Source organism: Actinomyces sp. oral taxon 849 str. F0330 (genome assembly GCF_000239715.1).
In the GTDB taxonomy this organism is placed as follows: domain Bacteria; phylum Actinomycetota; class Actinomycetes; order Actinomycetales; family Actinomycetaceae; genus Actinomyces; species Actinomyces johnsonii.
In genome coordinates this window covers 396,806-398,013 of sequence record NZ_JH470348.1, presented here as the reverse complement: position 1 = coordinate 398,013, position 1,208 = coordinate 396,806, and the positions used below count along the sequence as shown (strand labels likewise).

The following is a 1,208-nucleotide window of genomic DNA, read 5'->3' as shown; positions in this document are numbered from 1 at the left end:
GTCTGCGGCGGGCGCACCGAGGTCACCGAGGCCGGCTGGGCCCGCAGGTGCACCGACTGCGCCACCGTCCACTTCCCGCGCACCGACCCGGCCGTCATCATGACGGTCGTCGACGAGTCCGACCGCCTCCTCCTCGTGCGCGGTGCCGCCTGGGCGCCCCGGCGCTTCTCGGTGGTGGCCGGCTTCGTCGAGGCCGGCGAGTCCGTCGAGGCGGCCGTGGCCCGCGAGGTGCGGGAGGAGACCGGGCTGTGCGTGGCCGAGGTCGAGTACATCGCCTCCCAGCCCTGGCCCTTCCCTCGCTCCCTCATGCTCGGCTGCCGGGCGCGACTGGCCCTGGGCGAAGACCGGCCCCGCCCCGACGGCCAAGAGGTCGTCGAAGCCCGCCTCGTCTCCCGCGACGAGCTCACCGCGGGCGCCGACGACGGCAGCATCCTCCTGCCCGGCCCCACCTCCATCGCCCGCCTCCTCATCGAGGACTGGTACGGCGGCCCCATCGTAGGTTGACGTCGGCCGAATAGCGATTGTTGATGCTTGGGGGCGTGGTGAGCGGGAGTAGAAAGGGATGGCCGTACTGATGAGGGCGAGGAGATGGGTCTTGCTGGCCGGTGCCGTCTTGCTGGCCGGTGCCGCGGGGGCGGTGGCGGTGTTGGTCTTTTGGTTGTGGGGGTGGTTTACGGTGGATCCGGCTGTGTTGCGTGATGGGGAGACTCGGACTTCGGCGTCGGGGCGGTACACCTCGGAGTTTTTCGCGGAGGAGATCGACGGGAAGCGCAATGTGTACCCGGTGATCAAGAATGCGGCGGGTGAGGTGGTGTGGGCCGACGATCGGCGTTATCTCATGAGTGCGCATTCGGTGGGGGTGGTGTGGCAGGAGGACGCCGACGTGTTGTGGCTGCTGTCCAGAGATATTGGTTCGTCGTGCGTGGTGGAGAAGGATGGGGTGTGGGTCAAGGATTGGAACTGGAGCGCACTACCTTCCGATATCGAGAAGATCGAGAAGGGATAATAATGAAAGGAGATTTATTCACAGGATGAGATAGGTGCTTGCTGGCCTGGGTAAACGCAGATGACTGGTATGTTCGTGAATAACCCTTAAGGGGTTGAACCAGTTGAATCCACCCGGCATCGGTCGGTTTCCATCGCGTCGGCTCACTGCCACTGATTCTCGTCACCGACCCGTGGCAGGCTGGTCCCGATGAGCCCGACCG

2 protein-coding genes are annotated in these 1,208 nt (G+C 65.6%); both read left to right on the top strand.

What is annotated here, in order from left to right:
* A partial coding sequence (gene nudC / locus HMPREF0975_RS01650; RefSeq protein ID WP_009232361.1) for an NAD(+) diphosphatase occupies positions 1-504 on the top strand: 504 nt, incomplete at its 5' end.
* Positions 505-595: 91 nt separating this feature from the next.
* Positions 596-1,006 (top strand): hypothetical protein, encoded by a 411-nt coding sequence (locus HMPREF0975_RS01645; RefSeq protein WP_009232360.1) that lies wholly within the window; start codon positions 596-598, stop codon positions 1,004-1,006.
* The last annotated feature ends 202 nt before the right edge of the window (positions 1,007-1,208 follow it).